16 protein-coding genes and 3 pseudogenes are annotated in these 24,355 nt (G+C 72.2%); 4 read left to right on the top strand and 15 right to left on the bottom strand.

The genetic code is table 11. From position 1 onward, the window contains the following. The 3 genes and pseudogenes from C1I97_RS08570 to C1I97_RS08560 all read right to left on the bottom strand — a co-directional run. Window positions 1–290 (bottom strand): annotated as a pseudogene (locus C1I97_RS08570) (carbohydrate ABC transporter permease); the annotation flags it as partial. Then, window positions 287–1,327: an ABC transporter permease gene (locus C1I97_RS08565; protein WP_111002623.1), complete on the bottom strand. Its 1,041-nt coding sequence runs from the start codon at window positions 1,325–1,327 to the stop codon at window positions 287–289. The pseudogene C1I97_RS08570 and the gene C1I97_RS08565, both read right to left, overlap by 4 nt. Before the next feature lie 28 nt (window positions 1,328–1,355). Then, complete coding sequence (locus tag C1I97_RS08560) at window positions 1,356–3,044, bottom strand: extracellular solute-binding protein (RefSeq protein ID WP_111002622.1); 1,689 nt, start codon at window positions 3,042–3,044, stop codon at window positions 1,356–1,358. A gap of 286 nt (window positions 3,045–3,330) precedes the next feature. Here C1I97_RS08560 and C1I97_RS08555 point away from each other — a divergent pair, with 286 nt between their 5' ends. Next, the gene (locus C1I97_RS08555; RefSeq protein ID WP_111002621.1) at window positions 3,331–6,168 is read left to right on the top strand and encodes a glycoside hydrolase family 3 C-terminal domain-containing protein; all 2,838 of its coding nucleotides are present in this window, start codon (window positions 3,331–3,333) and stop codon (window positions 6,166–6,168) included. Window positions 6,169–6,195: 27 nt separating this feature from the next. On the opposite strand, the gene C1I97_RS08550 is transcribed toward C1I97_RS08555, so the two are convergent. The 5 genes from C1I97_RS08550 to C1I97_RS08530 all read right to left on the bottom strand — a co-directional run bounded on the left by C1I97_RS08550 (window position 6,196) and on the right by C1I97_RS08530 (window position 12,469). Beyond that, window positions 6,196–6,888 carry a response regulator gene (locus tag C1I97_RS08550; RefSeq protein WP_111002620.1) on the bottom strand — a complete coding sequence of 231 codons (693 nt, stop codon included), beginning with the start codon at window positions 6,886–6,888 and terminating at the stop codon, window positions 6,196–6,198. A gap of 57 nt (window positions 6,889–6,945) precedes the next feature. Continuing rightward, the gene (locus tag C1I97_RS08545) at window positions 6,946–8,217 is read right to left on the bottom strand and encodes a sensor histidine kinase (RefSeq protein ID WP_258382480.1); all 1,272 of its coding nucleotides are present in this window, start codon (window positions 8,215–8,217) and stop codon (window positions 6,946–6,948) included. A 71-nt stretch (window positions 8,218–8,288) separates the two neighbouring features. Then, window positions 8,289–10,394 (bottom strand): MMPL family transporter, encoded by a 2,106-nt coding sequence (locus tag C1I97_RS08540; RefSeq protein WP_111002619.1) that lies wholly within the window; start codon window positions 10,392–10,394, stop codon window positions 8,289–8,291. Window positions 10,395–10,591: 197 nt separating this feature from the next. Then, window positions 10,592–11,842: an MFS transporter gene (locus tag C1I97_RS08535; protein ID WP_111002618.1), complete on the bottom strand. Its 1,251-nt coding sequence runs from the start codon at window positions 11,840–11,842 to the stop codon at window positions 10,592–10,594. Window positions 11,843–11,875: 33 nt separating this feature from the next. Next, complete coding sequence (locus C1I97_RS08530; RefSeq protein ID WP_111002617.1) at window positions 11,876–12,469, bottom strand: ArsR/SmtB family transcription factor; 594 nt, start codon at window positions 12,467–12,469, stop codon at window positions 11,876–11,878. Window positions 12,470–12,769: 300 nt separating this feature from the next. Here C1I97_RS08530 and C1I97_RS08525 point away from each other — a divergent pair, with 300 nt between their 5' ends. Beyond that, window positions 12,770–13,402 carry a DinB family protein gene (locus C1I97_RS08525; RefSeq protein WP_111002616.1) on the top strand — a complete coding sequence of 211 codons (633 nt, stop codon included), beginning with the start codon at window positions 12,770–12,772 and terminating at the stop codon, window positions 13,400–13,402. Between the two features lie 93 nt (window positions 13,403–13,495). Here the strand turns inward: C1I97_RS08525 and C1I97_RS08520 are convergent, their stop codons facing one another. From C1I97_RS08520 to C1I97_RS41245, 4 genes and pseudogenes are all read right to left on the bottom strand, one after another. Further along, complete coding sequence (locus C1I97_RS08520; protein WP_111002615.1) at window positions 13,496–14,440, bottom strand: C45 family autoproteolytic acyltransferase/hydolase; 945 nt, start codon at window positions 14,438–14,440, stop codon at window positions 13,496–13,498. Window positions 14,441–14,614: 174 nt separating this feature from the next. Continuing rightward, window positions 14,615–15,052, bottom strand: a complete 438-nt coding sequence (locus tag C1I97_RS08515; protein ID WP_111002624.1) for a glutaredoxin domain-containing protein — start codon at window positions 15,050–15,052, stop codon at window positions 14,615–14,617. Window positions 15,053–15,603: 551 nt separating this feature from the next. Continuing rightward, window positions 15,604–16,341, bottom strand: a pseudogene (locus tag C1I97_RS08510) (NAD(P)H-dependent glycerol-3-phosphate dehydrogenase); the annotation flags it as partial. A gap of 793 nt (window positions 16,342–17,134) precedes the next feature. Next, a pseudogene (locus tag C1I97_RS41245) lies at window positions 17,135–17,191 on the bottom strand (hypothetical protein); the annotation flags it as partial. A gap of 142 nt (window positions 17,192–17,333) precedes the next feature. On the opposite strand from C1I97_RS41245, the gene C1I97_RS08495 reads away from it, so the two are divergent. Then, window positions 17,334–17,987 carry a methyltransferase domain-containing protein gene (locus C1I97_RS08495; RefSeq protein WP_111002614.1) on the top strand — a complete coding sequence of 218 codons (654 nt, stop codon included), beginning with the start codon at window positions 17,334–17,336 and terminating at the stop codon, window positions 17,985–17,987. Window positions 17,988–18,023: 36 nt separating this feature from the next. Beyond that, window positions 18,024–18,860 (top strand): class I SAM-dependent methyltransferase, encoded by an 837-nt coding sequence (locus C1I97_RS08490; protein WP_111002613.1) that lies wholly within the window; start codon window positions 18,024–18,026, stop codon window positions 18,858–18,860. A 473-nt stretch (window positions 18,861–19,333) separates the two neighbouring features. Here the strand turns inward: C1I97_RS08490 and C1I97_RS08485 are convergent, their stop codons facing one another. The 3 genes from C1I97_RS08485 to C1I97_RS08475 all read right to left on the bottom strand — a co-directional run. Continuing rightward, window positions 19,334–20,779: an aldehyde dehydrogenase family protein gene (locus C1I97_RS08485; RefSeq protein WP_111002612.1), complete on the bottom strand. Its 1,446-nt coding sequence runs from the start codon at window positions 20,777–20,779 to the stop codon at window positions 19,334–19,336. A gap of 195 nt (window positions 20,780–20,974) precedes the next feature. Continuing rightward, window positions 20,975–22,645, bottom strand: a complete 1,671-nt coding sequence (locus C1I97_RS08480; protein ID WP_111002611.1) for a PucR family transcriptional regulator — start codon at window positions 22,643–22,645, stop codon at window positions 20,975–20,977. Window positions 22,646–22,784: 139 nt separating this feature from the next. Continuing rightward, the coding region (locus tag C1I97_RS08475; protein ID WP_111002610.1) for an ATP/GTP-binding protein at window positions 22,785–24,355 on the bottom strand (1,571 nt) is incomplete at its 5' end.

Raw genomic sequence — 24,355 nt, 5'->3', positions numbered from 1 at the left:
ACGACCGCGGCGCGGGTGACCTGCCCGCCGCTGAGCAACTCCTCGTAGGCGACGAAGGTGATGCCCTTGGGAACCATGACCAGGCCGCCGGCCTCGTCGATGGTCTTACGGGAGGAGAGGCTGGTGACGACGACGATCCACAGCGGGAAGAGGATCGCGAGGCAGGCCAGGACGAGGACGAGGCCCTTGCCCGCCAGGCCGGCCCGGGTGGGCTTCTCCTCCCACACCGGCCGGGGCGGGGCGGCCCACCGGCGCGTTCCCCGTACGGGCTTGCCGGTCACGGCGGTCACTTCCTGTACACCCCCTGCTCGCCCATGAGATGGGCCACCTTGTTCGCGGCGAGGACCAGTCCGAGGCTGACCACGCCCTTGATCAGTCCGGCGGCGGCCGCGTAGCCGAAGTCCTGGTTGCGTACGCCGTTCCACCACACGAAGGTGTCGAGGACCTCGGCGGCCCCCGGTCCGACGGCGTCGCGTTGCAGCAGGATCTGCTCGAAGCCGACGGTGAGGGCGTCGCCGACGCGCAGCACCAGCAGCAGAGCGATCACCGGGCGCAGCGCGGGCAGGGTGACGTGCCAGATGCGGCGCCACCGTCCCGCGCCGTCCATCGCGGCGGCCTCGTACAGGTCCGGGCTCACCGAGGTGAGCGCGGCGAGGAAGACGATGATCCCCCAGCCGGCGTCCTTCCACACGCTCTGCGCGGTGACGAGGAACTTGAAGGTGCTGGGGTCGGTCATGACGTCGAGGCCGTCGTAGCCGTGCTGCCGCAGCAGCTGGGAGAGCAGTCCGGCGCCGCCGAGCAGCTGCTGGAAGACGGCGATGACCAGCACCCAGGAGAAGAAGTGCGGCAGGTACAGGACGGCCTGCGCGACCGCCCGCACCCGGGGCCTGACCACGCTGTTGATGAGCAGCGCGAGCAGGATCGGGAGGGGGAAGTACAGCACGAGCTGGAGGAGGAACAGCACCAGGGTGTTCTTCACGGCGTTCCAGAAGGCCGAGTCCGCGAAGATCGACCGGAAGTTCTCCAGGCCCACCCAGGGGCTGTGCAGGATGGAGACGACGCCGTTGTCGCTGGTGTAGGGGTCGTAGTCCTGGAAGGCGACGACGTTGCCGAGGATCGGTGTGTAGTGGAAGAGCAGGACGAGGACGAGCGCCGGGAGGGTCATCAGGAGCAGCACGCGGTCGCGCCGGAACCTGATCCGCAGGCTCAGCCCACCGCCCCGGCGTCGTTGCCCGTCCCGGGTTCCGGTGGCGCCGCCGGGCGCCGCCGGGGTCCTCGCCGTCGTGTCGGCCTCGGCCCCGCTCCGGGGCACCGTGCTGTGGGACACGGCCGGTCTCCTTGCCTCAGCGTCCGGGTCAGCCTGCCGCCGGGCCGTTCTCGTCGAGAATCTTCCGGTACCAGTCGCGCAGCTGGTCGCCGCCCTTCTTCCGCCAGTCGGAGACGGCCTGCTGCATGGCGCCGATCTTCTTGCGGCCGCGGACGATGTCGTCCTCCAGCTGCTCGAAGTCGTTGGACAGGTTGGTCCAGCGGGCGGGCTCGGTGATCTGCATGCCGTAAAAGGGGGACTTCCTGGTGAAGGCGCCCATCCGCTGCTGCCACTCGACCTGGGCCCGGGTGACGTCGGGGAAGTCGGGGTGGGCGAGGGTCGGGGCGGGGCTCGCGATCATGACGTAGGCGTTCATGACCTCGTTGTTGCCCTGGTCGGTCTTGACGGGGACCCCGTTCTTGAGGGTGTAGTGGGTGCCCTCGACCCCGTAGTTGGTGAGCATGTACTCCTTGGTGCCGTACGGGGCGGCGGTGACGTTGGCGAGGGCCAGTACGTCGCGGACGACGGACTCGGAGGCCTTCTTGCTGACGAAGGCGAAGATGTTGGCGGGCTGGGTGGCCCACAGGGTGGGGTCGCCGCCGTCATGGCCGAAGATGTCCATGCCCGAGATCTTGAAGGCCGGGTTCTGGGTCGCCTGTTCGGCGGTCCGGCCGTACCAATGCGAGATGTCGTCGTTGTAGATCAGGAACTCGCCGGCGGCGAACTTGGGGCCGGAGTCGGTGGAGGCGCTCTTGCCCAGCTCGAAGTCCGGGTGCACGCAACCGGCGGCGAAGAGCTTGCGGGTCCACTCCAGCGCCTCCAGGTACTCCTGGGTCTCGACGCGGTAGACCAGCTTTCCGTCGACGAGGCCCCAGCCGAGCGGCTTCTCGCTGCCGGAGAGCACGCCGAAGGCGTTGAACGCGGTCCACTTCATGTCGCCGCAGGCCCACCGCTTGGCCCGGGGGCTGGTGATCTCCTTGGCCAGGGTCATGAACTCGTCGGCGGAACGCGGGACTTCGTAGCCCTCCTTGTCGAAGAGGTCCTTGCGGTAGAGGGGCACGATGTTCGTCACGTAGGCCGCGGGCATCGGCAGGCCGCGCAGCCGGCCGCCGAAGAGGGAGCGCTGCCAGGCGTCGGTGGGGATCGCCGCGAGGTTCGGGTACTCCTTGACCCTGTCCCCGGAGAGGTAGGGGCCCAGGTCGGCGAACTTGCTGATGATCGCGCTGGGTATCTTGCCGCCCATGTTCCAGCCGGGGATCACCACGACGTCCGGGATGCTGCTGGAGGCGAGGACGGCGCCGAGCTTCTGGTCGTAGGTGTTGCCGTCCTGGTTCTGCCAGACGACGTCGGCGCCGACGACGTCGTTCATCGCCCGGTAGTAGGGGTTGCCCTGCTTGGGCGGGGAGCCCCAGAACGGCGACATGACGCTGACCCTGCCGCCCTTGCCGAGCTTCTTCGGCACGGAGGTCTTGAGGCCGGCGAGGTCGAGCCTGCGGGTGAAGCCGGCGGAGGAGCCGTTCCTGGCGGGGATGTCGGGGGCGACGACGTTGTTCGCCACGTAGGACGGCAGCAGCTTCTTGGCGTCCTTGCCCGAGGTGGTGCCGCCGCGCGAGCCGCCGCCGGAGCCGCCGCAGGCGGTGAGCAGCGGCATCCCTCCGGCCACCGCTGCGGCGGCGACCGCCGTGGAGGCGAGGAAGCTTCTCCGGCTGGGGCCGGCGGAGGCGGCGTTCGGCGTCATTGCGTCAACCCTTCGTGGCGCACCAGGACACCCGGCGCTGGGCTTGTTTCCCTAGTCGAAGCGCTTCGATGTTGTGCGAGGTTAAGTGAACGCCTGGGGGGACACAAGAGCCGGATCCAAGATTCCTCCGAGGCGTGGAGGACTGGACAAGTCTCCTACGAACCTTGGCAAGTGGGCCGGAAGTCGCGGTTGTTGCCCTGGTGCGTCTTGACACCCGCCCTCGGATCGACTGAGCATCGAAGCGCTTCGAAAGAGGCTCGCCGTTCCATCGCGAGGGGACCCCGACGTGACCGTACGAACGCCTCACACGCCACCGTTCCGCGATCCGCAGCTGCCGTTCGCGAAACGCGTCGACGACCTGCTGGCGCGACTGACCCTCGAAGAGAAGGTCTCCTTCCTGCACCAGTTCGCGCCCGCGGTGGAGCGGCTGGGCATCGCCGCGTTCCGCACCGGCCAGGAGGCGCTGCACGGGGTGGCGTGGATGGGCCCGGCGACGGTGTTCCCGCAGGCCGTCGGGCTCGGCGCGACCTGGAACGACGACCTGGTGCGCCGGGTCGGCGAGGCGGTGTCCAAGGAAGCCCGGGCGATGCGCGCCCGCGACGACCGCGTGGGCCTCAACGTCTGGGCGCCGGTGGTGAACCTGCTGCGCCACCCGCTGTGGGGCCGCAACGAGGAGGGCTACTCCGAGGACCCGGGGCTGACCTCGGCGATCGCCGTCGCCTACACCCGCGGCCTGCGCGGCGACCATCCGGTGTACTGGCGCACCGCCCCCGTCCTCAAGCACTGGCTGGCCCACAACAACGAAACCCGCCGGGACACCACGTCGTCCTCGGTGCGCCCGCGCGTCCTGCACGAGTACGACCTGCGCGCCTTCCGCGAGGCGGTCGAGGCGGGCGCGGTGGCCGGGGTGATGCCCGCCTACAACCTGGTCAACGGCCGCCCCAACCACGTCTCGCCCTACCTGCGCGAGCACCTGCGCACATGGACCGACCAGGACCTGCTGGTCTGCTCGGACGCGGGCGCGCCCTCCAACCTGGTCGACTCCGAGCACTACTTCGCCACCCACGAGGAGGCCACGGCGGCCGCGCTGCTGGCCGGCGTGGACAGCTTCACCGACCACGGCACGGACCCGGCGAAGACCGTGGCGCGCGTGCGGGGCGCCCTGGAGCAGGGCCTGCTGACCGAGGCCGACGTCGACGCGGCCGTGCGCCGGCAGCTCTCGGTGCGCTTCCGGCTCGGCGAGTTCGACCCGGACCACGACCCGCACGCCGCGACCGGGGACTTCGACACCCCGGAGCACCGCGCCCTCGCCCGGGAGGCCGCCGAGCAGGCCGTCGTCCTGCTGCGGAACGACGGCCTGCTGCCCCTGGCCCCCGGCACCCGCGTCGCCGTGGTCGGCCTGCTCGCCGACGAGTGCAAACTCGACTGGTACAGCGGCACGTTGCTGCACCGGTCCACACCACTGGAGGGCCTGTACGAGCGGTTCGGCGCCGAGCGCGTCGAGTTCGCGGAGGGCGTGGACCGGATACGGCTGCGCACGGCCGACGGCACCTTCCTGCACGTACCGACCGCCGGGGCGGCGAGCGACCACGTACGCGGTGCCGAGGGCGCGCTGGACCCGGCCCTGCTGGCCGGCCGCACGGACCTGCCCCCGCTCACCACCGACGCCACCGGCACCGAACTCGCCCTGGTGGACTGGGGCGAGGGCGTCCTGACCCTGCGCGCCCCGGACGGCCGCTACCTGTCGGTGGCCGACGACGGCTGCGTACGCGCCTCGGCCGACCAGCCCGGCGGCTGGGTCGTCCAGGAGACGTTCCGCCTCGAACCCCATGGCAGCGGTCACCTCCTGCGGCACCTCGGGACGGGGCATCACGTCCGTGTCGCCGCGGAGGGCGTGAAGGTTGCCGAGGAGGACCCCGAGGTCTTCGAACTGGTGGTGACCGAGCGCGGCGAGGAGGCGGTGGCCCGTGCGTCGGCCCGGGCCGACGTGGTGCTCGTCGTGGCGGGCAACGACCCGCACCTGGGCGGCCGGGAGACGCGGGACCGTACGACCCTGCGGCTGCCGGAGCACCAGGAGCGGCTGCTGCGCGCCGCCCGCGCCGCCAACCGGAACACGGCGCTGGTGCTGGTCTCGGCGTACCCGTACGCGGTCGAGCCCGCACACCTGCGGGCGGTGCTGTGGACCGCGCACGGCGGCCAGGCGGCGGGCACCGCGCTGGCCCGGGTGCTGGCCGGTGACGTCTCCCCCGCCGGACGGCTCCCGCAGACCTGGTACGAGGACGACTCCGACCTGCCGGACCTGCTCGACTACGACGTCATCGGCAGCCGCCAGACCTACCTGTACTTCGAGGGCGCCCCGCTGTTCCCCTTCGGGCACGGGCTGTCGTACACGTCGTTCGGCTACGGCGACCTGGCGGTCCGGCTCGACGAGGACGTGGTGCGGGTGTCCTTCACGGTCACCAACACCGGGCAGGCCACCGCCGACGAGGTCGCCCAGCTCTACACCCGCGCCGTGAACCCGTCGGTCCCGCGCCCGCGCCGCGAGCTGGCGGCCCACCGCAGGATCACCCTCGCCCCCGGCGAGAAGGCGGACCTGGCCTTCGAAGTCCCGCTCTTCGCACTCGAGTTCTGGGACGTGGCCCAGGGCCGGTGGCGGCTGGAGCCGGGCCCGTACGACTTCCTCGCCGGCACCTCCAGCGAGGACATCCGCCTCCGCACCACCCTCACCCTCGACGGCGAGCCGGGCGTGCCGCGCCCGGTCCTGGAAGGCGGCCTGAACGCGGCCGACTTCGACGAGCAGTCGGGCATCGAGATCGTCGACCGGACGAGGACGACGGGTGACGCGGTGACCCCGGCCCCGGACAGGACCGGCGAACTGCTCTACCGGAACTGCGACTTCGGCGCCGGAGTGACGAGGGTGAGCGTGGAGGTGGCGGGCGGGGGCACGGTCGGACTCTCCCTCGACGGCGGCCCGTCGCTCACCGAGCTCACTGCGCACACCCCCACGTCAGGGCCGTACGACTACACCACGCTCACCGCCGAGCTCACCGCCGACGGCGTGCACGACGTGCGCCTCAGGCTGAGCGGCCCGCTGCGGCTCGCGCGGGTCGGCTTCACCGGTTGAGGGGCCGGACACGCTCCGTACGGTTCGTCATGTACCGCCCGGCCCGCCGGGAACGATCAGCCCGGACTCGTAGGCGAGCACCACCAGTTGCGCCCGGTCGCGCGCCCCCAGTTTGCCCATGATGCGGCTCACGTGGGTCTTCGCGGTCAGCGGGGAGAGGACGAGGGCGTCGGCGATCTCCCTGTTGTTCAGGCCGCGGGCGACCAGGACCAGGACCTCGCGCTCACGGGGAGAGAGCTCGCTCAGGGACTCCGGCCGGCCCGGCGCCGGTACGGAGCCCGGATGTGTCCTGACGACCCGCTCGATGAGGCGGGCGGTGGGGCCGGGGGAGAGCAGGGCCTCGCCGGCCGCGACGGTGCGGATGGCGTCGAGCAGGTCCTGGGGCTTGGTGTCCTTCACCAGGAAGCCGGAGGCCCCGGCGCGCAGGGCGTCGATGACGTGCTCGTCGGTGTCGTACGTGGTGAGGACGAGGACCTTCACGCCGGCGAGGTCCTCGTCGGCGGCGATCCGCCGGGTCGCCTCGATGCCGTCGAGCTCGGGCATGCGGATGTCCATCACGACCACGTCGGCCCGTGCGGTGCGGGCGAGTTCGACGGCTTCCCCGCCGTGGGCGGCCTCGCCCACGACCTCCATGTGCGGGGTGGCGGTGATGAGCATCGCGAAGGCGGAGCGTACGAGGTGCTGGTCGTCGGCCAGCACCACCCGGATGGCCTCCGTCATGGGCCTCTTCTCCTGTGGCGGGATTCCTGTGGCGGGATTCCTGCGGCGGGGCAGGGGTCATTGCGCGGCCCGTATGCGGGGCGCGGCCTCTGTGCGGGGCGTGCGGGGCGCGGCCTCTGTGCGGGGCGCGGCCTCTGTGCAGGGCAGGACCGCGCGGACCGCGAAGCCCGGGCCGTCGGCCCGCGGGCCGGCCTCCACCGTGCCGCCGACGCTGCGGGCCCGCTCCCGCATGCCGACCAGGCCGTAGCCGGGCGGCCGGCCGGTGGCGGCGTCGTCGGCGGCGTCCGCGGGCGAGCCGTCGTCCACGATGTCCACCAGCAGCGCCGACGACGCCTCGTCCAGTACGACGGAGACCCGGACGCCGACCGCGGGCCCGCCGTGCTGCACCGCGTTGGTCAGCCCCTGCTGGACGATGCGGTACGCCGCCGCGCCGACCGCCGGCGGCACCTCGCCGTCGGCCGAGACGGACAGGGACACCATGGCCCCCGCGGACTCGGCCGCCTTGCCGAGGCCGGCCAGTGAACCGAGGCCCGGCGGCGGTCCGCTGTCGTCCTCCGCCCGCAGCACCTCCAGCGTCCGCTTCAGCTCCTGCCGGGCCTCCCGGCAGGTGCCGGCGATGCCGTCCAGCGCCTGGGACAGGGTGTCGCGGTCGAGCCGCTCCGGGTCGGCGTTCAGCACGTGCGCGGCCACGGAGGCCCGCACACCGATGAGGGTGATGCTGTGGGCGAGGAGGTCGTGCAGATCGCGGGCTATGCGCAGCCGTTCCTCCGCGACCCGGCGGGCGGCCGTCTCCTCGCGCGTCCGCTCGGCCCGCTCCGCCCGCTCCACGATGGCGCCCACGTAGTTGCGGTGCACCCGTACCGCCTCGCCGAGCAGGGTGCAGGCCAGGATCCAGCCGGAGGTGCGGATCAGCTCCAGCCCTTTGTGCACGTTCACGGTCAGCATCATCGTCAGCGTGAGCGCCAGCAGGGACGGGACGACGACGAACGTGCGGCGGCGCGGGCCGGCCACCGCCAGCGAGTAGAGGATGACCATGGAGGCCGCCACCGGTGTCGTAGGGGCGTTGCCCAGGAAGTGGTAGGCGAGCTGGACGGGCACCAGCGCCAGCAGCACCCCCAGCGGGTACAGCCGGCGCCACGCCGTGAGCAGCACCATGACCGCCACCAGCACCCAGCCCAGGGCGTCGGTCACCCTCCCGTCGCTCTGCGGGAGGAAGGCCAGCGGCACCGTCAGCGCGCCGACGGCGGCGGTGGTCAGCCAGTCCTGCCGCACCGGCCGCCTCAACCGGCGCCGCCCCGAATGCACTCCGACGGTCGACACGTCCCTCATCCTCCCCGATCGCCGCGGCCGCCGGGCCCGGAAAGCCGCTCTCCGCCGCCCGGCGTCCCCGGTTCGTACGATCAGCGCAGCGCCGCCGGCTCCTGCACCGGCGGAGCCGGCCGGTTCTCCCGCGCGGGCGGTTCCTTGGACAGCGGCCCGGGCCACCACACCTTGCGGCCCAGCGCCACGCTGGCCGAGGTGACCAGGTAGGTCCGTACGAGGAAGGTGTCCAGCAGCACGCCCACCGCGATCACGAAGCCGAGCTCCACCAGCATCACCAGCGGCATGCCGGCCAGCACCGAGAAGGTCGCCGCCAGCACCAGCCCCGCCGAGGCGATGACGCCGCCGGTGGCACGCAGCGCCTTGAGCGCCGCCGCCTCGGGCGCCAGTCCGGACAGCGACTCCTCCCGCATCCGGTGCATCAGGAAGATGCCGTAGTCGACGCCGAGCGCTACCAGGAAGACGAAGGACAGCAGCGGCAGGGCCGGATCGTTGCCCTCGATGCCGAGGACCGGCTCGAAGACCAGCCCGCCGATGCCGAGCGCCGCACCCCACACGGCGACGACCGCGCCGACCAGGAGCAGCGGGGCGACGAGGCTGCGCAGCAGGACGATCAGGACGATCAGGACGGAGCCCAGGACGAACGGCACGACGACGTCGCGGTCACCGGCGTTGGCGTTCTTGAGGTCGATCAGCTGGGCGCTGGGTCCGCCGACGTGGCCGCCCAGTTCCCCGACCGGTCCCGAGCGCAGCGCGTGGAGGGTGGCGGTCTCGCCGGCGGACTCCGGCGGGGCGTCGGCGGTCACGATGATCTCGGTCCAGCCCGTGCCGCTGCGGCGGGGCTCGGCGGCGGCCACGCCCTCGGTGCCGCGGATCCGCTCCAGGGCCTGGTCGGCCTGGCCGGCCGGCACGACCACGTCGATGGGCTGGCTGCTGAGCTCCGGGTAGGCGGTGGCCAGGGTCCGCGCCGCGGCGATCGACTCCGGGGTGTCGATGAAGGAGTTCTCGTTCTTCAGGCTGCCCTGCAGGTTGAGGGCGCCCAGCGCCAGAGCGCCGAGCACCGCCGCGCCGACGACCAGCACGGTGACCGGCCTGCGGCCGGCCGAGCGGCCCATGGCGGCGAACACCGACCGCCGCTGTTTCGGCTCGCTGCCGAAGACCGGCACCAGGGGCCAGAACACCCGGCGGCCGAGGAGGACCAGCAGCGCGGGCAGCAGGGTCATCATGGCCAGCAGCGCGCTGAGCACGCCGACGGTGCCGAACGGGCCCATGCCGCGGGTGCTGTTCAGGTCGGCGGCCAGCAGGCAGAGCAGGCCGGCGGCGACGGTGCCGGAGGAGGCGAGGACGGCGGGGCCGCAGCCGCGCAGGGCGGCGCGCATGGCGTCGTACGGCCGCTCGATGCGGCGCAGTTCCTCGCGGTAGCGGGAGACCAGCAGCAGGGCGTAGTCGGTGCCCGCGCCGAAGACCAGGATGGTCATCATGCCGTTGTTCGCGCCGGTGACGGTGGTGCCGAACCATGCGTGCAGGCCGTAGGCGGCGGCCATCGCGGCGAAGTTGGCGGCGCCGGCGGTGAGCAGGGGGACGAGCCAGAGCAGGGGGCTGCGGTAGATGAGGATGAGCAGGACGGCGACCACCGCGACGGTGGTGTAGAGCAGCGGGCCGTCCAGTGACTCGAAGACCTTGCCGGAGTCGGCCTGCACTCCGGCGCGCCCGCCGACCTCGGCCGTCAGCCCGTCCGTGCCCCGGACGGTCTCGCGGACGTCTTCGACCAGGGCGTTCTTGGCCTCCTTGTCCTGACCGGGCTCGGTGGTGGAGACGGGGTACATCAGTGTGGTGCCGTCCTTGGACGGGATGGCCCGCGGCGGTGCGCTGAGCTTGTGCGCGGCGGCGATCTCGTCGATCTGCCCGGCGGCGGTGCGCCGGTCGGCCTCGGTCAGCCCGCCGTCGCGGTGGTACACCACGACCATGTCCGTGGACTCGCCGCCGGGCAGCCTGTCCTGGACCTTGGCGACCTGGGTGGAGTCGGCGCTCGAGGGCAGGTAGTCGACGTTCCGGTTCTGCTGTACGCCGGAGAGCTTCCCGGCCAGCGGCGAGGCGAGCGCCAGCACCACCAGCCACATCGCCAGCAGGGTCCAGGGCACGAGCCGTCCCCGGCGCGTCCTCTGCTCTTCCTGTACGGCCCCCATGGGCCACCCCTCTCCTCGGTGCTCGGCTGCTCGGATGTCCGGGTCCTCACCAGACTTCCGGCGAGGAGGGCCGGATACGTCGCTCCAGCGACCGAAGTGACCCGTACTGCCAGGGGTGTCCCGGGCCCGGCGTTACTCCCGGGGGCGTACGCCGACGGCCGGAGGCCACCCCCTGGTGACCCCGCACGTCCTGGCCACTACCGGGGCAGTTCGGCGCGCCGCACCGCGTCGGAGCCCAGGGCGATGGCCACGCCCAGAGCGGCGAAGGCGCCGCAGCCGACGAACACCGGGGCGGCGCCCCAGGCTCCGATGGCGGCGCCGACCAGCGGATAGCTGAGGGGCGCGAGACCGACCATGGCGAGCATGACGACGGAGGTGACCCGACCGAGATAGGCGGGGTCCGCCGCGGTCTGTACGAGGGCGTTGTTGAGGCTGCCGTACACGCCCACGGCCAGCCCGATGACCGCGGCCAGCACCACGGCGGTCCAGAGGGCCGGAACCAGTGCGACAGCGGCCGCTCCCGCGCAGGCCACGAGCCCCGTCCCGGCCAGCACCAGGCCGGCACGGGGCAGCCGGCCGGCGATGGCGAGCAGCGCGGCGCTGGCCGCCGCTCCCGCGCCGAGGCTGCTGACGATCCAGCCGTAGCCGGAAGGCCCCCAGCCGCGCTCGGCGTTGAGGAGCACCATGCCGACGTTGAGGGTGCCGGTGAGGCCGAGCTCGCAGACGGCGCCGGCGACGACGAGCGGGCCGATGAGGCGGTGGCGGCGGATGTACCGGAGGCCGTCGACCAGGTCCTTGCGCGCGGTGCCGGGCTCCGCCTGTTCCTCGTCGCGCGCCTTGAGGGGCCGTATCCGTATCGTCAGCAGGAGCGGCAGAGACAGCGCGAACAGCAGGCCGGCGACGGCGAAGGTGGCCGCCGCTCCCCCGAGCCCCATGGCCAGGCCGCCGACGGGCGGGCCGGCGATCTGGCTGAGGCGCACCGACAGGGAGCGCATGCCGGTGACGCGGGCCAGCTGGTCGGGGCTGGTGATCCGCGGTGGGAGGGCACCGATCGCGGGTACGAACAGGGCGTCCACGGCGCCGAAGACGAGCGCCACGGCGACCAGCATCCACAGGGCCGGTGCGGTCAGTGCGATACCGGCGGCCACCGCGAGGATGAGCAGACAGCGCAGCGCGTCGCTGCCGAGGATCACGCGGCGGGGGTCGAACCGGTCGGCCACCACGCCCCCACCGAGCATGAGCAACGCCCGCGGCAGCGCCCCGGCGGCCATGACGAGGCCGACCTCGGTGGGGCCGGCGGCCTTCTGGGCGGACCAGCCGAGGGCGACGAAGTACACGCTGTCGCCCACCAGGGAGACGGTGTAGGCGGTGAGCCAGCGCAGCACGTTGCCGTCGCGGTGGGCCGGCGTGGTGGCACGTTCGGGCAGGGCTGTCCGTGCGGTGGTCATGGCGGGCTCCAGTGAGTCGTGGGTACGGCCGTGTCAGAGGCGGAAGGGAAAGCCGTAGAGGTGCACGGACACGTGCTCGCGGTCCTCCGTGTCGCCGGCCGCCTTGGCGGCCCTGCCGCGCTCCCGCCAGCGCCGGGCCAGCGCCTGGAGCTCGTCGCTCATCTCGGCGAGTTCGGCCGGGGTCAGGTCGAGCATCCACTCGGAGGTGAAGGCGGCGTCGGTCCACGCCTTGCCCCAGGCGGCCGTCTGGTCCAGGTACGCGCGGTACTGGGTGACGCGGTTGTCGACGATGCCGCGGGTCACCGCGCCGACGGCGGCGGCTCCCTCGGGCGTGTCCGCGAAGTCCGAGTCGCGGAAGCCCCAGCCCTCCTCGGACATCACCTGCCACCACCGCTCACGGCCGTCGGTGCTCCGGCCGCTCGCCTCGGTCACGAAGCCGTGCTCGGCCAGCTTGCGCAGGTGGTAACTGACCAGCGACGGCGCCTGGTCGACCTGCTCGGCGAGCTGGGAGGCGGTCGCGGCGCCCACGACGTACAGCAGCCGGTAGAGCTGCATCCGCAACGGGTTCGTGAACGCCTTCAGACGGGACAGGTCGGTGATCCGCTCGGGCTCGCGCTTCGGTGACATGCCGTCACCGTAGATATGAAGCAGAAGTTGCGCAATATTTCTTTCAGAACTGGCGGCAAGAAACCGACTCCGCGCGAAGTTCCGTGATGCGAGGGTGCCCTGGGCTCAGGGACCGGCAGAGGCGTACGGCTCTCAGCGGTCCGCGCGACCGGCGCGGATCGGCTTCACCGGTCGGGGACTTGAGCGGACTCGCGGACAGCGACGGACGCCCCCGAAAAGGAAACGCGGTGCGGTACTGACTGTGACAGGGTGGCGAACCAGCGGTTCAACCGTCCCATCAGGCCGCCGCAGGAGCATTTGATGCCCGTACCGCCCCGCCTGTCCCCGTTGCTGCAGCAGTTCGACTTCGCCCGCGAGCGCCTCGCCGACCGGCTGACCGGCCCGGTCATGGACAGCGGCAACGGCACGGACATCGAGGTCGGCCCCATGACCGACGAGGAGTACCTCTGGGAGCCGGTGCCCGACTGCTGGTCGGTCCGGCGGCGTACGGACGGGCCGGGACCGCGCGCGACGGTCCTGGCCGGCACGGGCGACTGGGGGCGCGACGCCGCGCCCGCCCCGCACCCGTTCCCGCCGCCCTTCACCACGATCGCCTGGCGCCTGAACCACCTCACCGAGCTGCTGGCCCTGCGCGCCGACCACACGGTCGGCAGCCACACGCTGACCCGGGACGACTTCCGCAGCAGCGAGGACGCCGCCGGGGCGATCGCGGCCTTCGCCGACGCCGCCTCGGCGTGGCGGAAAGCCCTGCTCGGCGCCGACGACACCGCCCTCGACACGGTGGGACACAGCACCTACCCGCACGGCAGTGACCCCGACGACCCGTTCATCGAAACCGTCTGGTGGGTCAACCAGGAACTGCCGCACCACGGAGCGGAGATCGCCTTGCTGCGCGACCTGTACCGCGCCCGGAAGCCGCGCTGCACACACTGACCGCGTACGCGCCTCGGCGTCGCGGGAGACCTTTTCACACTCGTGCCCTGCGGCTCCGGACGGAACCCCAGGGCACGGCCGTACGACTGCGGCTCAGCCGGCTTGGCCGATGGCCACGGTGCGGGACCCCGGAGAGAAGTCGTCGAAGGACTGTTCCCAGGACTCGCCGGGCCAGTAGTAGGTCACGCGGCCCTCGAAGGGCCGGTAATGGGCGGTGTAGAGCGTTCCCCACCCCTCGTCGTGGGCGGATTGATACAGCGGCGGCTTCAGCATCGCCGCCACGTCCACGCCCGCTGCGCGAATGGCGCTCAGCCGCTCTCGGGTACTGGAGGACCGCTCCTGTTCGTCAGGCACCGGCAGGTGCTGGTGGTTGGCAGCGCAGGCGTCCGGTGCCTCGGTCAGTGGGATGTCCGGTCCCACGAACACCGTCACCGCCTTCCCGGAGTCGACAAGGGTGACGTTCTGCGGGATGGCGATCGGTAGGGACTGCAGCTTGCCGATTGCCTCGTCAACGGTGTCACACGTCTCCAGCAGGTAGCGCAGGACGATGAGAACGGCGAAGCCTGGGCCGTGGACGAATCGCCCGCCGAAGGTGAGCGAGACCGCGAGCCCGGCATCGTTCATCCCGTCCAGCAAGCCCCAGCCCGCCTCCTGCATTCCGATCACCGGGCGCAGGAAGTCGGAGGAGACGATGGTGCCCTCGCACTCATCGGGCGGGAAGTCGTAGTTGCGCAGCAGGGTGCCGTTGCCGCCGATCTGGGTGCAGCCCGAGAAGAACGGTCGCACGGCTGCGAGGGTGAGGAAGGTTTCCCCTCCGGGCCGGTCGAGCTGACCGGCAAGGCGGTCGAGCACCGGGACCAGCTCCGGCATATGGACCTCGAACAGCTTCCGAGCACGGTCCGCGCCTTCTGGGGTCCGGCTCTCTTCGGTCATCCACTCCTCCGCGAGCGGCCACAGAGGCTGTGCATGGGTAGCCCATCGCCCGTCGCTGCCGTCGCCGACCTCGATGGCACGGAAGGTCTTCTGCTGCTGACTCAAGGCTGCCGCTCCCCTGTGGATGCCGAGTGAAATGGTGACAACTTAGCCAATCTCAACGGGAATTCACCAGATCAAGCATGACCGTGGGAAGCAGACGGGGGGTTCAGACGGTGTCGAACCGGTTGACGATCTTCCGGGCCTGCAGCCGTTTCTCCGACATGGCATCGCTCCCGATCACGCGGAACGGGAGAGCTGTTCGCGCACCCATTCAGGATCGGGGTTGACATGAGGCCGGCCCGCCACGACGACAGTCGGCACAGTCTCATCGCCGTCGTTGGCCGACCTCACCACTGCCGCTCCAGCCGGGTCACGCCAGATATCGACCCAATGCAACTGGCGGGCGCTGCGGCCCAACCGGATATGCAGCCGGAGGCAGTACTTGCAGCCCGGCCGCCAGAAGACGACCGGCCGGCCGTCGACCGCGCTGCGGCGTTGCGCCTCCACCGCACCGACCGACTTCGGGAAAACCAGAGGCGAGTTCACGCCTGCGAGCAGCACACACACCAGTAGGTGTGCTGCGGCTGCGCCGGGAGTCCCGCTGAAGACCAGCCCGGTCGCAACGACTGAGCCGCAGAGCACAAGCAGCATCGGCAAGGTCCAGGCGCGCACCATGAGGACGAAGGCTATCGACAAGCCGAAATGCTCCTCGAACCGAGCCGCTCACACGGGCGTTCACCGGACGCCGGAGCGGCCTTCGCCGGATCATGTGCTCCGACCAACGATGCACGGGACGTACGACGACGGCCGGAGCCCCCGCACAGAGGGCCCCTCGCACGCTCTCTGACCTGCGGTTTCTCTTCGACCAGCACGAATACCCACCGGCTCAGCCCGTAACGCCCCGTCCCGGCCCGCCTCAGACCATGTGAGCCCGCCGCCGTGTTCCCACGGGAACACCCCATGGGAACCGCTCACGTTCAGTGCCCTGACCAGCCCGTACCCGCTCCCAGGCTCCACGAGCCCGCGTCGGCCGCCAGGTTGACCGAAAGCTGCCGCGCCTCAAGTAGACGGGCAGGCGAATGAAACCGGTGAACATCCACACGACCAGGGCGACCGTCACAGCGACCTGGGCAGCGGGCAGCACTGAACCGTGCTTGAGGGAGCCTCCGAGAACGGGGAGGGCGAAGGATGTCGGCGAGCGGCTCGCGGGCGGGGCCGCCTCGGGGTCAGCACTCGGGCTTGGGGGGCCGCTGCATCAGCGCGGCCGCGGCCTCGTCGAGGGTGACCTTATCGTTGAGCAGGGCGGAGATCACTTCCGTGATCGGCATCTCGACGCCGTGGACGCGGGCCAGGTCGAGGACCGCTTCGGCGGACTTGACGCCCTCGGTGGTCTGCCGGGTGGCTGTCGTCGCCTCCTCAACGCTCAGGCCGTGACCGAGATGGACGCCAAAGGTGCGGTTGCGGGCGAGCGGGGAGGTGCAGCTGGCCACCAGGCCGGACAGACCGGCGAGGGTGGCCGGGTGAGCGCCCATGGCTGTGGCCAGTCGGGTGGTCTCGGCCAGCCCGCGGGTGATGAGCAGGGCCGACGCATTGCCGCCCAGACGCATGCCCGAGGCGATGCCGACAGCCAGGGCGATGATGTTCTTCACCGCGCCGCCCAGCTCGCAGCCGATTACGTCGGTGCTGGTGTAGGGCCGGAAGTAGGGTGTGTGGCACGCCTGCTGGAAGCGGCGCGCGGCTTCCTCGTCGGGGCAGGCGACGGTCGCGGCGGCGGGCTGACCGTCCATGATCTCGGGAGCGAGGTTCGGCCCCGACAGCACCGCGACCCGGTCCGCGCTCACACCGGTCACCTCGGTGATGACCTGGCTGGCCCGCAGCCCGGTGTCCCGCTCGATGCCCTTCATCAGCGACACGATCACGGTGTCGGGCCCTATATGCGACACCCACACTGCGAGGTTGGCCCGCCGCTACTGGGGCGAGGCCCTGACGACGGCCACCATGCTGCGTGACACGTCCCTCGAAATCCTCGTCCTCGCCTCCCTGAGCATGCAGGCCAGCTACGAGGGCCGGCCCCGGGACGGCTACGACCTGGCCCGAGCCGCCCAGGACCGCGCCGCCCACTTCGGCTCCACCACCCTGCAATCCCTCCTCGCCTCCCGGGAGGCACGGGCCCTGTCCCTCATGGGCGATGACACCGGCGCCCGCAGACGCCTGGCCGAGTCCATGCGCCTGGTGGACCGCTCCGGCCACGGACGGCCCTCCCCCGAGTGGGCGGCGTCCCACGGCGCCGCCGAACTCGACTACGCCCAAGGGCTGCTCTGCACCGAGAGCGGCCACCACGACCGTGCCGTGCACTTCCTGCGGGCTGAGCAGGCCGAACAGGAGATCGGCGGCCATCGCGACGGAGACGTCCGGGCGGACGTCGGGCTTGTCGGCCAGCGCCTGGGCCGCGGCGTGCTGCACGGTGTAGCGCGGGTCGGGGCCCTGGGGCCATTGCTCTGCGATCTGCGGGTCGGTGGCCGCGGCGGCTGCGATCAGCGGCATGATCGGGGCGACCCGGGCCAGGATCTCGCCGGTGCCGCGCACGTGCGCGCGCAGCAGGTCGGCCGCGGTAGGCGCGGCGCATGCGGCGCGGAACCATTCACGGTCTATGGTGGCCACCGGCTCGGTGTCGCCGGCGATGGATGTGTCGACGACGTCTTTGAACAGTGTGCGCTTGTTGCCGAAGACGAAGTAGACGGTCCGAACGGCCACGCCCGCCTGGTCGGCGGTCTCCTGCAGGCTCGTCGCGCCATAGCCCTGCGCGACGAACAACTCCCGCGCCGCCTCGATGACCTTCTCGCGGGTGCGGCGTGAGCGCTCGGCCCGCTTGTCCGGCCGCTTGACGGTGTTCGTGGCGTGAGTATATCTCTAGAGTCAAACACTAGAGTTACCCTCCAAGAACTTGGAGGGAGCTATGGATCAGCTGAACACCGCTCAGGGGGTGAACGCAGCCCGGGTCGGCATCGAACGCGACCAGGAGGAGGCCGTCCGCCACGAGCTGGAGGCCTACTACCGCGCCGGCAAGCCGCCGTGGGACACCGGCGTGACACCGCCGGAGCTGGTCGCTTTGGTGGAGGGGCGTGGTGCACTGCCGCTCGGCCGCGCTCTGGAACTCGGCTGTGGCACCGGAACCAACGCCATATACCTGGCCCGCCATGGCTGGGACGTCGCGGCCGTCGATCTGGTTGACCGGGCGGTCGAGCAGGCTCGGGCCAAGGCCGCTGCGGCGGGGACGGCGGTACGACTGCTGTGCGGGGATGCCACCCGGCTCGATGAGCTGGATGTGCCCGGCCCATACGACCTGTTCTTCGACCTGAGCTGTTATTGCGGGATCCCGCCGCACCGCCGCGATGCCTACGCCGCCGGACTCACCCGCCGCGCCGCTCCCGGCGCACGGTTGTTGATGTTCGGGTACGGCCCCGAGGCGTTCGACGACCCGATCTCCGGCGTTACCGCCGACGAGCTGCGCACCAGGTTCGCCGGCTGGGAACTGGTCGACACCACACCCGGTACGAACCCGGTGCCCACCTTCTGGTTCACGCTGCGCCGCAACTCCGGAGAGGCATGACATGACTCAGCCGCACCACTCAGCGAAGGAGATCTGATGCACACCGTTGTCAACATCCAGCAGGCGGAAGCGTGGAACGGGTGGGAGGGGGCGGCCTGGGCCGACAACGCCCCCCGATACGACGCGATGATGGGCGGTTTCAATCAGCCGCTCCTGGAGCTCGCCGCGATCAGCGAGAACGACCATGTCCTGGACATCGGATGCGGCACGGGACAGCTCACCCTGCTGGCCGCACGCCGGGCGACGCGAGCGCAGGCGGTCGGCGTCGACATCTCCGAACCCATGCTGACCCGCGCCCGCGCCGATGCGGCCGAGCAGGGCATCGCCAACGTGCGGTTCGACCAGGCCGACGCCGAGGCCCACCCCTTCGAAGAGGGCGGTTTCGACATCGTCATCAGCCGCGGCGGCGTCATGTTCTTCTCCGATTCCGCGGCAGCGTTCGCCAACATCGCCCGCGCGCTGCGGCCCGGCGGCCGGATGGTGTTCATCGTCCCGCAGGCGGGCCGCCCCGACAGCGACTACGCTCAGGCCACCGCCGCGCTCGCGCCACTGATGTGCGGCCCCTCACCCGCGGCCCGAGGCATGGGATCGCTGTCCGACCCCGACCGTATCCACCGGGTGCTCGGCGAGGCGGGCCTGACAGAGGTGACCGTGCGGCCGGTCGAGGCGCTGATGGACTACGGCCGCGACGCCGCGGACGCCGCGGACTTCATCCTCGGCCAGGGCCCGGTCCGCTTCAACCTCCAAGGCGTGGAACAGGCCACCGCCACCCGTGCCGGCGAGGAGCTCCGGGGCGCACTCGCGGCCTACGAGAATCCGGGCGGAGTCCGCATCCGAGGCTCCGTATGGTTGGTGAGCGCCATCCGCCCCTGAACGCCCGACAGGCACCCGAATTCCCTGCCCTTGGGCGCCGATTCACCAGCCGTCATGCCAGCTCCGGACGACCTTGAGGGCAGGCATCCGACGAGGGCGAACCCCGTGCGGGTACCGCCGCTGCTGAGACGACGTCACCATCCGGCCCGACCCACGCACGGCGGCGGTTCCCTCCCACGACCGTCAGGCCGTGCCCACCTGGAGCCGGCATCCCGGGAAACGCTCGTGCTGCCAGTCGCCGGTCCTCGAGCCCCCCCTCTCGCCACTTCACCCGATAGCTGGTGACCTTCCCGGCCCTGTTCTTGCGCGGAGCAACGATCGCCATGGCGGGAGGCTGGCGCCGGTGTTCCCACGAACCCTCGGGAACTCGCCAATTTTCGGCTCTTTCCCCAAGTCAGCACACGGGCATACGACGACGGCCGGAGCCCCCGCACAGCGGGCTCCGGCCGTCGTCGGCAGTCGGGCCGTCGGGCCTACAGGGCCAGCCCCGTCAGGACCAGGACGCGCTCGTACGTGTAGTCGTCCATCGCGAACCGCACGCCCTCGCGGCCCACGCCGGACTGCTTGGCGCCGCCGTAGGGCATCTGGTCGGCGCGGTAGGAGGGGACGTCGCCGATGACCACGCCGCCGACCTCCAGGGCGCGGTGGGCGCGGAAGGCGGTCTGGAGGTCGTGGGTGAAGATGCCGGCCTGGAGGCCGTACTTGGAGTCGTTGACCTTGGCGAAGGCCTCGGTCTCGCCGTTCACCTTCTGCACGGTCAGGACGGGGCCGAAGACCTCCTCGCAGGCGATCGTCACGTCGGCGGGTACATCGGTCAGGACGGTCGGCGCGTAGGAGGCGCCGTCGCGCTTGCCGCCGGTGAGGAGGGTGGCGCCGGCCTCGACGGCCTCCTGCACCCAGGACTCCACGCGCTGGGCGGCGTCTTCGCTGACCAGCGGGCCGACGTCGGTCGCGGCGTCGGAGGGGTCGCCGGTGACCTGGGCCTCGACGGCGGCGACGATGCGCGGCAGCAGGCGCTCGTACACGGCGGCGTCGGCGATCACGCGCTGCACGGAGATGCAGGACTGGCCGCCCTGGTAGTTGGAGAAGGTGGCGATGCGGTTCGCGGCCCAGTCCAGGTCCTCGTCGCTCGCCCAGTCGGCGAGGACGACGGCCGCGCCGTTGCCGCCGAGCTCCAGGGTGCAGTGCTTGCGCGGCACCGAGTCCATGATCGCGTAGCCGACCTTCTCGGAACCGGTGAAGGAGATGACCGGGAGGCGCTCGTCCTGGACGAGGGCGGGCATCTTGTCGTTGGGGACCGGGAGGATCGACCAGGAACCGGCCGGCAGGTCGGTCTCGGCCAGCAGCTCGCCGAGGATCAGGCCGGACAGCGGGGTGGCGGGGGCCGGCTTGAGGATGATCGGGGCGCCGGCGGCGACGGCCGGGGCGACCTTGTGGGCGCACAGGTTCAGCGGGAAGTTGAACGGCGCGATGCCCAGCACGACGCCCTTGGGGAAGCGGCGGGTGAGGGCGAGGCGGCCCTGGCCGCCGGCGTCGGTGTCCAGGCGCTGGGCCTCGCCGCCGTTGAACCGGCGGGCCTCCTCCGCGGCGAAGCGGAACACGGACACGGCACGGCCGACCTCGCCGCGCGCCCACTTGATCGGCTTTCCGTTCTCGGCGGAGATCAGCTGCGCGATCTCCTCGGTGCGCTCGACCAGCCGCTTGCTGACGTGGTCCAGGGCGGCGGCGCGCACATGGGCCGGGGTGGCGGCGAACTCGTCCCGCACGGCGTACGCGGCGGCCACGGCCTCCTCGACCTGGGCGTCGGTCGGCACGCTCACCTTGCCGACCGGCCGGCCGTCCCACGGGGAGGTGACGTCGAAGGTGTCCTTGCCGGTGACCTGGCGGCCGGCGAGCCAGAAGGCGTGGGTGGAAGTCATCTTGAGAGTCCCGGCCCTTCCGCGTTCGAGGGTGTCTGCTTGCGTCGTCAACGGTAGGGCCGGGGCGGGCCGTCGGCGCTTGTCCGAGGTGGAGCAGTGGCGGTCGGGGGTGCGCCGGATTGGCGTAGGAACAGTGCCTCGGGGCCAGGGCGTCAGCGCCAGTGCGTCAGGGCCAGTGCGTCAGCGCCGGTGCGTCTACTCCGTCGACGTCGCCTTCAGCGCCAGCCACAGCTCCATCCGTACGTCCGCGTCGTCCAGGGAGCGGCCGAGGATCTCCTCCACCCTGCGCATCCGGTAACGCAGGGTGTGCCGGTGCACGCCCAGGTCGGCGGCGGCGGCGTCCCACTGGCCGTGCCGTGACAGCCAGGCCCGCAGCGAGGCCACCAGGTCGCCGCGGCCGGTGGCGTCGTGCTCGTACAGCGCGCGCAGCAGCCCGTCGGCGAACGCCCTGACCGCGTCGTCCGCCAGCAGGGGCAGCACCGATCCGGACGCGAGCTGTTCGTGCTCGACGAGGACGCGTCCGCGCCGCCGCGCCACCGACAGCGCCTGTTCGGCCTGCTTGTACGCGGCGGCGGTCGCTATGGGCCCGGCCGGCGCGGACAGGCCCACGACCAGCTCGCCCCCCTCGCCGCCGCCCGGCGGCTCGCCCACGGTCGCGGCCCGCGCCGCCTCCAGCGCCTCCGCGTACTCCCCGCACGCCGCCACGGCCGCACCCCCGTCGGCGGCCAGCACCACCAGCCGCTCCCCTTCGGGCACGACCAGCACCGCCTCCCCGGACCGGGCGGCGGCCGCCTCCACGACCTCGGCGAGGCCGGCGAGCGGGTCGCCGCCGGTTCCGGCTGCGGCCAGCACGGCGGCCGAGGACGGCTTGGTGGTCTGCACGCGCGCGTGGGCGTCGGCGTGCGCCCGCGCGGCGGAGGCCGAGGCGGACTCGGCGACGATCATCCGGAAGGGGGCGTCCAGCAGGCCGCCGTACAGGTCCCCGGCGACGGCACGGGCGTGGTCGGGCTGTCCGGCGAGCAGCATGCGCAAAACAGCAGCGCCGATCCGCTGTTCGGCGGCGCGCAGCGAGCGGGAGCGCTCCGTGGTGAGGGTCAGCAGGGCGACGGCGGAGTGGACGGCGTACCGCTCGGCGGTGCCGAGCGCCGCGGCCGTGCCGACAGCGAGCGCGGCACGCGGGCGGCGGCCGGTGCCGATGGAGTGCAGCTCGACGCGGTCCTCGGTCTCGGGTCCGCCGACCACGGCCGACGCGGGCACCGGCCGGTCGCGCAGCCGTTCGACGTCCGCGGTGAGCCGGGCGGCCCTGCGGCCCGCCCACTCCGGTGCGGTGGCGACGACGGCGCCCGAGGCGTCGTAGAGCGCCGCCCAGCCGTCGACCTGGGCGGCGAGCGCGGCGAGCAGCCCCTCGGGCCCGGAGCTCAGAGCCTGCCTCGTCAGCTCCCGCTGGGCGGCGAAGCCGGCCGTGACCGCCCGGTACTGGTCGGCCGCGATGGCCGCCGAGACGGCCTTGCTGATGGCGAGGAACGGAGTGCGGCGGGGCACCTCCAGCAGCGGCAGGCCCTCCTCCTCGGCCGCGTCGACGAGCGCCTCGGGGATGTCGTCGTAGTTGACGCCGATGGCGAAGCCGATTCCGACGACGCCGGCCTTGGCCAGCCGCTTCACATAGCGGCGCATGGCCTGGGGGTTCTCCGCGTCCAGCTTGAGCGCGGTGATGAGCAGCAGCTCCCCGCCCTCCATGTACGGCACGGGGTCGGCGAGTTCGCTGACGTGGGCCCAGCGGACGGGCACGTCCAGCCGGTCCCCGCCCGCGCGCACGGTCAGTTTGAGTGCGGAGTGGTGGACGAGCGAGGCGAGCGTCGGGGGCATGGGGCCTTCTGGTCTGCGGATGGTCTGCGGAGGTCTGGTGATCGTTGTGCGGTTTTGGCCGTCACGTATGAACGGCCTGTGTCGATTCTGCCTCACCGTACGGTCGACGCGTGACCGTCCGTACAGATATCCGCTTCGTTCAGCCCCGCAGGTCCACCAGCAGCGGCGGCGCGTGCTCGCCCCGCACACTGCTCAGGGACAGCACGGCGTGCCCCGGCGGGACCTCGTGGGCCAGCTGGGAGGCCGACCAGCGCTCCCGCTCGACCTGCTTGGTCGTCACGGCGTCCGTGGTCACGGCCCTGCCGGTCACCAGCTTGCGCAGGGCGTGGAGGGCGCGGGTCATCGGCTGGTGGGCGAAGACGGTGTGCTTGGCCACCTCCTTGGTCTCCACCCACTCGGTGCCCCAGGCGTGCGCGAACCGGCTGCCGTCCCAGGTGGTGACCCCGGCAAGCGCCATACGGCAGCCCACGGCCCCCAGCAGCGGGCCGTGCAGCGCCTCGGGAACGTCCGCGACGGTGCGCAGCGCGAGGACGACTCCGGCGTTCTGCGCGCGCAGCCGCTGGATGCGGCGCACCGACCCGGCGGTGACGGTGCCGGTGGCGTCGTCCAGGACCAGGCAGGCGAAGCGCGGGCGCCGGGTGTCCCGTACGACGGTGTGGAACTGGGCCAGGACCAGTCGGGCGATCAGCCGGGACGCCTCCTCGTGCCCCCGCTCGGGCAGGTCGATGCGGACCCGCAGCGGATGGTGGGCCACGGCGCGCAGCGAGAACGGCCTGCTGCCGCCGGTGCCGCCGAAGAACTCGGCGAAGACCGGCCGGTCGAGGAGCGCGAGCCGGTCGGCGAGGGCCGGGCCGGTGTCGGCCGCGGAGCCGGCCTGCCGCATCCGGGCGTCCAGCTCGCGCCGCATCACGGCGTGCTCGTCGGCCGCGAGCCCCGCCCGCAGCGACGCCAGCGCTCCCGGCTCGCCCTCCAGCAACTCGCGCAGCACCGGCAGCGGCGGGAAGTGGCCGTGCACGGCCCGGTAGGGGCCGAGCAGTTGGGCGAGCGCGGTGGCGGCGCTCTGGCCGCCGACGGTCTCGAGGTCTCCGACCAGGGCCTCGGCGAGGAAGGCGGCGGCCTCGTCGGGGTCGTCGGACTCGGCGTAGGGGTCGAGGTCGTGCACGGAGGCCGGGTCGCCGATCCGCACCACCACGTCGTACGCCGAGTCCGGGCCGAGCGGAGTCCCGGCGGCGCAGACGGCGACGACCGCGCACCGGCCGGTGAGCGCCTGCAGGGCGAGCGCCTCGGTGACCGGCCCGGTGACGTGCCGGGTCTTGCCGGAGCCGGGCGGGCCGACCAGCAGCAGCGAGGTGCCGAGGGCGTCCGGGTCGACGGCGGCGCCGGCGCCCTCGTAGGCGTGCGGGCCCCGCTCCCCCGGCTTCCACCGGCCGAGGCGCACCTGCCCCTGGAGCAGGTCGTGGCGTGCGGTGCGGCCGGGCAGGTCGCGGGCGCCGGAGGGGTGGGTCCAGGCGGCGCCGCCCTGCCGCAGCACGGTGTCGGTGAAGGCGGCCGGGCTCCCCTCCCGCCGGGCCTGGTCCCACATCCGCTCGATGCGGGCGCAGTCCACGTCGTTCATCCGGCCGCCGGCCACCTCGGCGGCCAGCAGGTCGGCCGCCTGGTGCTGCCCGGCGTGGCGCAGCTCGGGCCACTGCGAGCGGGGCAGGTCCGCCG

It is taken from the genome of Streptomyces sp. NTH33 (assembly GCF_003236365.1).
In the GTDB taxonomy this organism is placed as follows: Bacteria; Actinomycetota; Actinomycetes; order Streptomycetales; family Streptomycetaceae; genus Streptomyces.
Note: the sequence above shows the minus strand (reverse complement) of the source record. Positions and strands in the feature narration are given on the sequence as shown.

Coding starts and splice junctions, on each gene's coding strand:
- C1I97_RS08530 (WP_111002617.1), bottom strand. CDS start 12,469: ATGTCACCGAAGCGCGAGCCCGAGCGGATCACCGACCTGTCCCGTCTG.
- C1I97_RS08495 (WP_111002614.1), top strand. CDS start 17,334: ATGGATCAGCTGAACACCGCTCAGGGGGTGAACGCAGCCCGGGTCGGC.
- C1I97_RS08550 (WP_111002620.1), bottom strand. CDS start 6,888: ATGACGGAGGCCATCCGGGTGGTGCTGGCCGACGACCAGCACCTCGTA.
- C1I97_RS08560 (WP_111002622.1), bottom strand. CDS start 3,044: ATGACGCCGAACGCCGCCTCCGCCGGCCCCAGCCGGAGAAGCTTCCTC.
- C1I97_RS08535 (WP_111002618.1), bottom strand. CDS start 11,842: ATGACCACCGCACGGACAGCCCTGCCCGAACGTGCCACCACGCCGGCC.
- C1I97_RS08525 (WP_111002616.1), top strand. CDS start 12,770: ATGCCCGTACCGCCCCGCCTGTCCCCGTTGCTGCAGCAGTTCGACTTC.
- C1I97_RS08545 (WP_258382480.1), bottom strand. CDS start 8,217: ATGAGGGACGTGTCGACCGTCGGAGTGCATTCGGGGCGGCGCCGGTTG.
- C1I97_RS08480 (WP_111002611.1), bottom strand. CDS start 22,645: ATGCCCCCGACGCTCGCCTCGCTCGTCCACCACTCCGCACTCAAACTG.
- C1I97_RS08515 (WP_111002624.1), bottom strand. CDS start 15,052: ATGGTGCGCGCCTGGACCTTGCCGATGCTGCTTGTGCTCTGCGGCTCA.
- C1I97_RS08485 (WP_111002612.1), bottom strand. CDS start 20,779: ATGACTTCCACCCACGCCTTCTGGCTCGCCGGCCGCCAGGTCACCGGC.
- C1I97_RS08540 (WP_111002619.1), bottom strand. CDS start 10,394: ATGGGGGCCGTACAGGAAGAGCAGAGGACGCGCCGGGGACGGCTCGTG.
- C1I97_RS08490 (WP_111002613.1), top strand. CDS start 18,024: ATGCACACCGTTGTCAACATCCAGCAGGCGGAAGCGTGGAACGGGTGG.